The following is a 9,768-nucleotide window of genomic DNA, read 5'->3' on the forward strand; positions in this document are numbered from 1 at the left end:
TAGCAAGACTGAACTTAGCTACCTATCGGCTTTTCTAATTCATGGATCTGATAATTTAGCTCTTCTGCCTGCTGGCTAAACAAGTCTTGAGCATCAGATAATCCCTTATTGTAATAAAAAGGGCCGATCTCTTTAGCAAAAAAATCGATCAAAAACTCAGCCTCAAAACCGCCAATATCCTGATCAAGCTCATCGTTGAAATAGGTTTTTATCTTACTGACAATCCGGTCTGTTTCATCTTTAGTGAATTTTATTTCACTCATAATTGTTCCTTGCTTTTGCGTATATAAAACGTACCGTTTTCAAAACCCGTATACTGGTCTTTCCTAAACTTAAAAAGAGAGGAAATAGTACCCTTAATATGTTGATTACTAATATTTGACGCTATTAAGTGATTCACTTTGTCGCTATAGCTTCTTAAAATTTGAGCTCCTTCGCTGGTATGTAGCCATCCAATTAGTGAAGCATTTATTATGACAGTCACTATAAATACAGCTCTAAAACTGGTTTTTTTACTTTTATGACGTAGCCTTTGTTGAGCTACTATCGCGCCGGGCCATCCACATAATAGTGAATATAGATGAAGTGTACTTTCAGATGTTCGCCATTCATTATGTCTAGCCGCTTTTTTATCCTTTGCATAAATAAGATAAGTCAGGAGGCTGATGATTGCGAAAATGCTTAATATAGCCGGAGGAATAAATCCCTGATAGTAAGAAGTGCCTAGGGCCGTAGTTAGAATATAGATGGGTAAATAGTGATAGTTCATAATAACTCTAGTTCCTTCTTGTGCATTACCTACGAGAGTGTTTTTAGTATACGAAGGCCATACATCTCAACAGCCGATGGTGTGCGGTCGTCTTTATAAATCTAATAACACTAATGTAGGTGTTTCCATTTTGCGGGTATCATTGCATAGCCTAAGGATATGGGTCAAAGCAGTAGCGCTTTTTATAACGATAATATGTGCTCAAATGCCCCTAATGCTTTAGAATCCTCAACCTGAATTTTACACTCAGTTATTAAACAGAAACTGTCATATATGCTTATGCGGCACTGCTTCTGTCGATTCTGTATTTAATTATTTTTTGCGTTGGGATTACGCCCCAATTAGCGGAGTTAATATGTCTAATCTAAACGATCAGCAAAGCGATGCTTTTGTTGTCTGTGCTTTATATAAATTTGTTACCTTAGAAAACTTTGAAGAGTTACGTCAGCCTCTACATGACTGCATGCTTGATGCAGATGTGAAGGGTACCTTGCTTTTAGCTGCTGAAGGTATCAATGGTACGATCGCGGGTACCCGTGAAGGGATTGATGCGGTTCTAAATTGGTTACGTCAAGATCCACGTCTAGCCGAGTTAGGCTTTAAAGAATCGTTTGATTCTAGCAATCCATTTATGCGTACCAAAGTTAAGCTTAAGAAAGAGATCGTCACCATGGGTGTCGAAGGTATCGACCCTAAGAAAGTGGTGGGGACTTATGTTAAGCCGAAAGACTGGAATGCGTTGATCTCTGACCCTGATGTTGTGTTAGTTGATACGCGTAACGATTACGAAGTGGCGATTGGTACGTTTGAGAATGCGCTAGATCCGGAAACCAAAACCTTCCGTGAATTCCCTGAGTATGTGGCTAAAGAGTTAGACCCTGAAACGAATAAGAAAGTAGCGATGTTTTGTACTGGTGGTATCCGCTGTGAAAAATCGACTGCTTATTTGAAAGAGCAGGGGTTTGATGAGGTTTATCATCTTGAAGGCGGGATTTTAAAGTACTTGGAAGAGGTGCCTGAGACTGAATCCATGTGGAAGGGTGACTGTTTTGTATTTGATGGTCGCGTTTCTGTTAAGCATGGTTTGGAAGTGGGTGATTATGACCAGTGTCATGCTTGTCGTATGCCGATTACTGAGCAGGAAAAACAGCTTGAAAGCTATGAGAAAGGTGTAAGCTGCTTGCACTGTGTAGATAAGATGACAGATGAGCAAAAGCGCCGTTTCAAAGAGCGTGAACATCAGATGGAGTTAGCGAAAGCACGTGGTGAAGCACATCTAGGTGGTGAAGTTCAGGATGCAGTTAAAGCGCATCGTGAAGCAAAAGCGGCTTATCGTGCAGCCCAGAAAGATCGGTCTTAAAGATAGTTGTTTAGCATAAAAAAACCACGCATTTGCGTGGTTTTTTATGCCTAGCATTTCACAGCTGGATAGCGCGTTTATTCAGCGCAGCAAGGTTTCAGCTTTTTTGTAGGAAGCCACCCTGTGTGCGAGGTTTTTCATTAGATAGGCTAAAGGCCCAAAATGATGGGCTTCCTCAATTTCTATTGATTACGTTATTTTGCGCAACAAGGTTCGGCAATGATCTCTATTTTGTCACCTTTAACTGCATGGAAAAAGCAGTTAGAACGTTCAGTATGACACGCAGGACCGGTCTGATTAACAAGACAAAGTAGTGTGTCGCCGTCGCAATCGATACGCAGCTCAACTAATTTTTGTACGTGTCCAGAGCTTTCACCTTTACGCCAGTAAGCTTGACGTGAACGTGACCAATAGCAAACCTGGCCAGTTTTAAGTGTCTCTTCAATGGAGGCGCGGTTCATCCATGCCATCATCAGTACTTCACCGGTTTCATTCTGCTGTGCGATCGCTGGAATCAAACCATCATCGTTAAAGCGTAAATTATCTAAAGCCGCATTCAGATCTGTCTGTGCGCCTTTTTCTGCTGACTCTAGGTCGTAGTAAAAGTTGTTTTTCATAATCTGTTTTCATCTATGCAAAGTGATCTTGCGCGCATCATACCATAAGGCAGAATCCATCTTAGATATAAAAAGCATCTTAGTTATAAGAAACATCGTAGCTATAAAAAGTGACACAGCAACAAAAAGCGCTTTCAGCATAAAAATATTGAATTATTAATCAATTAGTCACTCAAATCCGATAAGAGTTGTTTTGATAATGCAGTGATATATCGGGAAGTAAATAATGAAGATGCGTACCAGCCTATTGGTTTTTTTAATAGCGATATTAGTTACGCTGCTTTGTGCACGCTCTTGTTCGGTAACCCCTTTAAATGAGAGTGCTGCTAACAATTATGGGTTTGATATTAGTAATGCATCTAAAGAGGTTAAAGATATACCACGGTGAGTGTTTTTAGGTTGTTTTTTCGAATCACAAGTTATGTAAATACGATTGAATAAATGCGCTCAATCTAGGTACACTTTATCCATAATCTCGCTGTATTTGTGCGTTTTACTTGTGCGTTTTATTTCTACGTATTTTTAGCATCGTAACTTATTGATGATGAACAACACTGTGACTGATCTTCCCTATATTATTGCGGGTCCTATGATTCGCCGATTACTGCCTGAGCAGATGGTGCTCTGGTTAGTTACGCGCGAACCTCTGAATGCCTCTTTAACGGTTCATTACATGGAAGACCAAGTGATCTCGATTCCTTGTGATGAGATTACACAAACGGTGGCAGTGGGTGAGTCGGCTTACATCAACCTGATTACCTTTAATGCGGAAACACCTTTACCTGAAAATAGCTGGTTATCCTATGATCTTCACTGTGTAGTGGAGGGAGAGGAAAGGAACTTACGCTCTCTGTTACCTAATCTTATGTATGAGGGTGAACTGCGACCGCACTTTGTGCTTAAAACGCAGCTGAATGATCTTTTACATGGTTCATGTCGCAAACCCCATTATCCCTCTAAAGATGCACTGTTAAGAGTGGATGAAGTGCTCGATAACTCTAAAAACAGTATTGAGCAGCGCCCTGCGCTATTGATGATGTCAGGGGATCAAATCTACGCAGATGATGTGGCAGGGCCTATGTTATCTGCGGTTCATCAAACCATAACTCTGCTTGGGCTCAGGTCCGAATCTATTCCTGGCGCGACCGTTGGGAATTGTGGCGAACTCTATCAGAGCAAACATTGCTATTACGAACGCGAGGAACTTCTACCACATACGGAAGCAAACCAAGATTTAAGGGACAAGTTTTTTGGTGGCGCAAAGAAGCCTATCTTCACCGCTGATACGGCACACAATCATCTGATTACATTGTCTGAAGTTTTGGCAATGTACTTTCTCGTTTGGTCTCCGCAGTTATGGGACCTTATCAAACTAGATGTGTCGGGCTTATCAGATAAACACTTAGATCGTTTCTTAACAGAACAGAAAGAGATAAAGCAGTTTTCCCAAGGTTTAGGCCAAGTACAACGCGCGTTGGCTCATATCCCGGTCTATATGATTTTTGATGACCATGATGTCACTGATGATTGGAATTTAACACGTGGCTGGGAAGAGGCCGCTTATGGCCATCCGTTCTCACGACGAATTATTGGTAATGCTTTAATCGGTTACTGGCTCTGCCAAGCTTGGGGCAACGCTCCAGAGAGGTTTCCAGTTGAATGGGTAGACACTTTAGATACTGAGCGTGATGAATTAGTCACGCAGATGCTGGAATTTGAATCATGGCACTATAGTTTACCGACCTCACCTAAGCTGGTTGTATTGGATACTCGCACCAAACGCTGGTGGTCAGAAAACAGTTTATCTCAGCCTTCGGGCTTGATGGATTGGGAGGCGCTGTCTGAGTTACAGCAAGAACTTATCGGTGAACAATCAGTACTGCTGATTTCACCCGCCCCAATATTTGGTATGAAGCTGATTGAAACCGTCCAGCGGATCTTTACCTTTTTTGGTAAAGCGCTCACGGTGGATGCAGAAAACTGGATGGCTCATTCTGGGTCTGCAAACGTGATTTTGAATATTTTCCGTCACCCGAAAACGCCGCAGAATTTTGTGATTTTATCGGGTGATGTCCACTACTCATTTACCTACGATATTAAAATTCGTTTTCGTGAAAATAGCCCCGATATTTGGCAAGTGACCTGTAGCGGCTTAAAAAATGAGTTTCCGCATAAACTGCTTCAGCTTTTTGATCGTCTTAATCGCTGGCTATATGGCAGTCGATCTCCATTAAACTGGTTTACAAAGCGTCGTCGTATGCAAGTACGTTCAAGGATTCCAGAAGGTCAGCCCCATAATCGAGTGCATAACAGGAGCGGTGTAGGCCGCTTGCTCTTGAATGATGTGGGTGAACCGGAAAAGATCAGTGTGCTTACGGTTGATGATCGTGAAGTGGTGTTCCCAGAGCGTAGGCGTTTATAGACGAAGCGTACTTTGTTATCTATCTATATAGCAGAGACTGAAGTCTCTGCAACATAGGTTTAGATTTGGGGTATGAGGTTAGGCGTATAAGGCTAGTCTTTCAGCGCTATTTCGGCCATCTTCATAGTGCTTTCAAATGACTCAGCGCCGGCGATAAATAAGCCGTTGTGGCAGAACATTGCATCATCTAAACCGGTTACATCTTTAAGCTCTTGACCGGATAACCCCGCCCAAGCTTTTGGCAAAGACTTTCTATCTTCAAATGAACCTAGTTCAACAGGTACGGCTTGGATACGCCACTGGCCGGTATCCGATGGATAAACTATATATAGAGCTTCTTTAGACAGAGCGTGGACTGTTCTTTTCCACGGCGTGTACTGCTCTAATACAATAACGCGTGGGTCTGCCGCATTTTTAATCGCTTTAGCGACGATATCTTTGGCGCTGATTCCACCATTAGCTGATGCAATAAAGCGGGCTAAAACGCGTGATGCAAAATCAACGGCTTCATCAAAACACGTATCAAAGTGAGTCTCTTCCTGCCATGTTGGGTTGAACATAGAGATAGTCTGGCTAAGACTAACCCCTTTAGCAACACCGTCACCATAACCACAATCGATGGCATCAATATTTGAAACTAAACCCGCATCAACAGAGTTAGCAACTTCGGTATTGCCTTGGCAAATCTCTACACCGTATTTTTGCCAAATCAAACCAAAAGAGGAGTAGGGGATACCGTTCTCACGCTCACCTGCACCACCACGTTGGTGATGATCAAACCGGCCCGTTTCAGGGTCATATTCACCGCCTACATCAACCACAATATCTGCCTGACTAATAAGCGCATGATCACGAGTACGGATCAACTTAAAAGAGGGAAAAATAGCTTTGAGGGCAGCGATACTGAAAACATCATCTGCATGAAAATTACCGCTGTGCGTTGCTATCGTTAAATCAGTCATTTTTTATTGGGTCATGTAATAGAGTGGGAAGAGGCTGAGAGTCAAATCGCGTCGATAGGGCTTACTTATATAGAGCGTTTTTGATCCTTCATGTTGCACGGTGGATAGTATACGAAGGTCTTCAATAAGAATAGGGCTTTGATGCTAGTTTAGAACTCAGTCACAACATGCGCTTCCTTAGAATAAGCCTTGAGGGTCAGTGCTGACCCCTTCCAGATGATTAGAGCTAAAAGGGGCTTTGATCTCTTTAATAAGACAGTGCAAGTTTTATTAGCTGTTAAATATGTGGCTAATCGATAGAAAAGATAATGAAAATGGTTTGGCTTATTCATAAAACCACTCGCAGGTATGGAATTTAATCTATCTGCGAGTGGCTTTATAAAGAGTGGCTTTATAAAAGGAATAGTTAAAGAGGATTTAGCAAAGAGGGCTAGGCAAAGAGCATTAGCGAGTTGCCGTGTTATAAGAGTGAGCCGAATGACTATCAACCCAAATTTCTACACGGCGATTTTTCTCACGGCCCAGTTTAGTCTGGTTGGATGCAATAGGGGCCATCTCGCCTAAACCAACAGTACGTTGAATATTGATACCCCGTGCAAGCAGTGCTTGTTCAACTGTTCTTGCGCGTTGTAACGAAAGCGCTTTGTTACCGACCGGATCTCCTATGCTATCGGAGAAACCGATCAACATCGCTTGTTGGCCGGGGTTACTTTCAAAGAATTGGATAACACGCTCTAGATCGCGTACCGCTTTGTTATCCAGAACAACCGTCCCGCTTTGGAAACGGAAGTTAAGGGATAAGCGTTGTGCATTTTTGACAGTCTGAATATATTCCTGCGGATAGGTGTCTGTTAATACAGGGGTGGTCTGATAGATATTTTGAGAGATAAAGCCTGCTTTCTTAACAACATCCTGCCCTTCTTTGGACAGCACAAAACTTATAAAACGATGAGCTTCAGACTGTGTGCTAATGGTGGTCGGCTCATAAATATAGAGGCGTCTAACCAAGGGATAGTCTTCTGTGGAGATGGTGAAAGAGGTTGGGTAGATCGGTAGGCCATGTTTACCATCTGAAACGGCTAAAGCTTTTGCGCGTAACACATAAGGTAAGCCGATAAAACCAATAGCCCCGGGGGTTCTACTAACGCTATCGGATAGTTCTACGCTGGATTCTAAGCGCTTAGATGCAGTCGATAATTTTACACCGTGCTTTTTCAGCACCATAGATTTAAACGAATCCCAAGTACCTGAATTACTATCGCGCGCGAAGATCTTTACGGCTTGATCTTTCCCTCCTAACTCACGCCAGTTAGTGATATTTCCGGCAAACAATTTTGCCAAATTCTCGGTGCTTAGGTGAGCGATAGGATTATCAGGATTAACGATGACAGCTAAACCGTCCATTCCGATAATGTGTTCCGTGCTCTTCGATTTCAGGTTACCGTAACGGCTCTCTAACTGTTTGACCTCTTTATCTTTAATTCGACGGGAGGCCATTGCCAGTTCGGTCATATCATTGTTCAGGGCAGCAAAACCGGTACTCGATCCATGAGCATGAATAGGGATAACGGAGACCTCTTTCTTACCCGCAAAGGAGACCTCCAGATTGTTTTCTACATCAATGCCGCTTTTAATGAGTGTTGTTTGTTGGGCACCTTCATTGGCATAAAACGCTTTAAGTAGTTCTGGCGCTAATGCTTCGCCAATTGTATTGGAGCCTTGTATCCGAAAGGCGGTTGTTTTAATGACCTCTTCGACTTCTGGAACCGGCTTATCAGGCGTAACTGCAGCGACGACTTGTTGTTCGGAATTAGCAGTTATCGGCAGTTGATTTTGCGCAGCTTGATGGTTTGCATCGTTCATCTTCGGCTGAGCTAAGGGTGCATTAACCTTAGGGGCTGTAACTTGTGTTGCTCTGACCTGTGTAGTGTTGACCTGTGAAGTCAGAAGCTCTGTCGTATTAACCCGCGCAGAATCTGTCGATTTTGAATCTTGTGTAGCGCTAGAAAACTGAATGAAAGAAACACCAAACAGGAGAGAGGCAATCGCCGCAAAACCAATGTAAATCGGTTTGTTGTTATGCTGGTTTGAGTTTTTAGGTTTCTCTTGAACTGGTGGGCTGATTAATGTCTTTTTCTCAGGAGGAAGCTCCACCTCTTTCGCCAGCTCAAGTTCATCCGCTTCTAGTAAATCCTTGTAAATCCGCTGAAGCGATTTACTGATAGGCAACTCGCTAATATCTACATTAAGTAGAATTGTCTTGCGGTAATCTTTTTCATGAGTAAAGCGGTGCAGGTCTATTTTTTCGTGGCCCTGTTTTTCGAGCGCATTCTTAAATTTCCAGATAAGGTCAAAAACAGTTGTCTTCACAGCAATACTCTCATTATTTGTGTGATCTAAGTGTGGATCTTGTCGTACCAAGGGAAGGCATTATAAAAACGAAAGGTTGCTGCAATATGACAAAGCAGGGATATAACTTAATTTATGTATCAGTTAACTAGAATGAGCGATGGAAGAGGGCAGTGATTTGTTAAAGGCAGTAGGATGGTAGACGTAAAACTGGGCAGTGCTCTAAGTTCTTTCTTTACTAATGCAAAATTTTATCTTGTGAAGTTTCATTTACCCGACTGGAAAATTACCCATGTGCTTTGAATCTTCGCAAATGCTAGATTAATTACAGAAACTAATTGGAGGCTCTATGTCGGCTGCATTCAAAAGAGTTATTGGTGAAATTGATTCCTTATCTGCAAAGGAGAAGGCGCTGGTTGCTCATCGTCTTATTGAATCACTGGATTCAGTAGAGGATGAAGGTACAGAGCAGGCTTGGAAATATATAGCTGAACAGCGTTATAATGCTTTGCTATCTGGTGATGTTACAGCAATCTCTTGGGATGAGATTAAACAGCAGGTCAAGTAAAGCCTAGCTGAATCAGATAAGGGGCTAGGATGCCAAAACTTATTTTTCACCCAGATGTGGGACTAAAAGTAAAAGCCTGATACCGATGGTATGAAGCCAAAGCCAAAGGATTAGGCGAAGACTTTCTTCTCGAGCTCGAATATTCATTTAAGCTTATCCGTGAACAACCGAATACTTGGCCTGCTTTTACTGCAAAAACGCGTAGATTTCTTTTAAACAAATTCCCCTTTTCCGTTATTTATACCCCATCTGCAGAAGTCATTACGGTGCTGGCTGTAATGCATAACAGAAAGAAGCCGGGGTATTGGGAGGAGCGGGCGTAAATGGTTAAAAAGGGCTTTTCTTAAACTCTACTGAATTACTATTTAGTATAAAAAGGACTTTTATGAAGTTTACAGCTTTAGTGGTGAAGAGGTTTATCAGTAGTAGGTCTTGCACAGTCTTAGCGACTAATAAAGTTCGACTGGTGGTTGAATCCTCCACTGAAAGCTAGAGAGTATCTATCGATATTGGTGCAACCTGTATTAGGATTTGATTCTGCTTTTTTTGATGAGCCCCATTACCAAGGACGTATAATAATTGACTCGACAGCGCCTGCTGGGAAACCTGGTTTTGTAGTTAATCTAGTTAAGTATATTGAAACGAATTGACCTAAGGCGAATGATATGAGTCAGTCAGTGGCTTCGATACAGATTACCGGGGTCACCCATTAGAGGTCTCC

Annotated in this window: 8 protein-coding genes; 3 read left to right on the plus strand and 5 right to left on the minus strand. The window is 42.3% G+C overall.

Translation table 11 applies throughout. The features are described 5' to 3' along the window. Positions 1–14 precede the first annotated feature (14 nt). Together B4K11_RS02850 and B4K11_RS02855 are read right to left on the minus strand one after the other, a co-directional pair. The gene (locus tag B4K11_RS02850; RefSeq protein ID WP_292949591.1) at positions 15–263 is read right to left on the minus strand and encodes a DUF2164 domain-containing protein; all 249 of its coding nucleotides are present in this window, start codon (positions 261–263) and stop codon (positions 15–17) included. Continuing rightward, positions 260–769, minus strand: a complete 510-nt coding sequence (locus tag B4K11_RS02855) for a DUF1294 domain-containing protein (protein WP_292949593.1) — start codon at positions 767–769, stop codon at positions 260–262. The genes B4K11_RS02850 and B4K11_RS02855 overlap by 4 nt, the downstream gene beginning before the upstream one ends. A 355-nt stretch (positions 770–1,124) precedes the next feature. Between B4K11_RS02855 and B4K11_RS02860 the strand changes: the two genes are divergently transcribed. Further along, positions 1,125–2,129, plus strand: coding sequence for a rhodanese-related sulfurtransferase (locus tag B4K11_RS02860; RefSeq protein WP_292949596.1), 1,005 nt, complete (start codon positions 1,125–1,127; stop codon positions 2,127–2,129). 194 nt (positions 2,130–2,323) lie between these two features. Here the strand turns inward: B4K11_RS02860 and hisI are convergent, their stop codons facing one another. After that, entirely contained in the window at positions 2,324–2,746 is a 423-nt protein-coding gene (gene hisI, locus B4K11_RS02865; protein ID WP_292949599.1) for a phosphoribosyl-AMP cyclohydrolase, read from the minus strand. A 541-nt stretch (positions 2,747–3,287) separates the two neighbouring features. On the opposite strand from hisI, the gene B4K11_RS02870 reads away from it, so the two are divergent. After that, positions 3,288–5,168 carry an alkaline phosphatase D family protein gene (locus tag B4K11_RS02870; RefSeq protein ID WP_348703461.1) on the plus strand — a complete coding sequence of 627 codons (1,881 nt, stop codon included), beginning with the start codon at positions 3,288–3,290 and terminating at the stop codon, positions 5,166–5,168. A 92-nt stretch (positions 5,169–5,260) separates the two neighbouring features. Here B4K11_RS02870 and B4K11_RS02875 read toward each other — a convergent pair whose 3' ends face one another. Both B4K11_RS02875 and B4K11_RS02880 read right to left on the minus strand, forming a co-directional pair. Continuing rightward, a complete protein-coding gene (locus tag B4K11_RS02875) occupies positions 5,261–6,130 on the minus strand; it encodes an MYG1 family protein (protein ID WP_292949602.1) in 870 nt (289 codons plus the stop codon). A 444-nt stretch (positions 6,131–6,574) separates the two neighbouring features. Beyond that, a complete protein-coding gene (locus tag B4K11_RS02880; RefSeq protein ID WP_292949605.1) occupies positions 6,575–8,500 on the minus strand; it encodes a phosphate ABC transporter substrate-binding/OmpA family protein in 1,926 nt (641 codons plus the stop codon). A gap of 328 nt (positions 8,501–8,828) precedes the next feature. On the opposite strand from B4K11_RS02880, the gene B4K11_RS02885 reads away from it, so the two are divergent. Then, positions 8,829–9,047 (plus strand): addiction module protein, encoded by a 219-nt coding sequence (locus B4K11_RS02885; RefSeq protein ID WP_292949607.1) that lies wholly within the window; start codon positions 8,829–8,831, stop codon positions 9,045–9,047. The last annotated feature ends 721 nt before the right edge of the window (positions 9,048–9,768 follow it).

Source organism: Neptuniibacter sp. UBA6509 (assembly GCA_002435145.1).
Classification (GTDB): Bacteria; Pseudomonadota; Gammaproteobacteria; order Pseudomonadales; family Balneatricaceae; genus Neptuniibacter.

Coding starts and splice junctions, on each gene's coding strand:
- B4K11_RS02860 (WP_292949596.1), top strand. CDS start 1,125: ATGTCTAATCTAAACGATCAGCAAAGCGATGCTTTTGTTGTCTGTGCT.
- B4K11_RS02870 (WP_348703461.1), top strand. CDS start 3,288: ATGATGAACAACACTGTGACTGATCTTCCCTATATTATTGCGGGTCCT.
- B4K11_RS02885 (WP_292949607.1), top strand. CDS start 8,829: ATGTCGGCTGCATTCAAAAGAGTTATTGGTGAAATTGATTCCTTATCT.
- hisI (WP_292949599.1), bottom strand. CDS start 2,746: ATGAAAAACAACTTTTACTACGACCTAGAGTCAGCAGAAAAAGGCGCA.
- B4K11_RS02850 (WP_292949591.1), bottom strand. CDS start 263: ATGAGTGAAATAAAATTCACTAAAGATGAAACAGACCGGATTGTCAGT.
- B4K11_RS02855 (WP_292949593.1), bottom strand. CDS start 769: ATGAACTATCACTATTTACCCATCTATATTCTAACTACGGCCCTAGGC.
- B4K11_RS02875 (WP_292949602.1), bottom strand. CDS start 6,130: ATGACTGATTTAACGATAGCAACGCACAGCGGTAATTTTCATGCAGAT.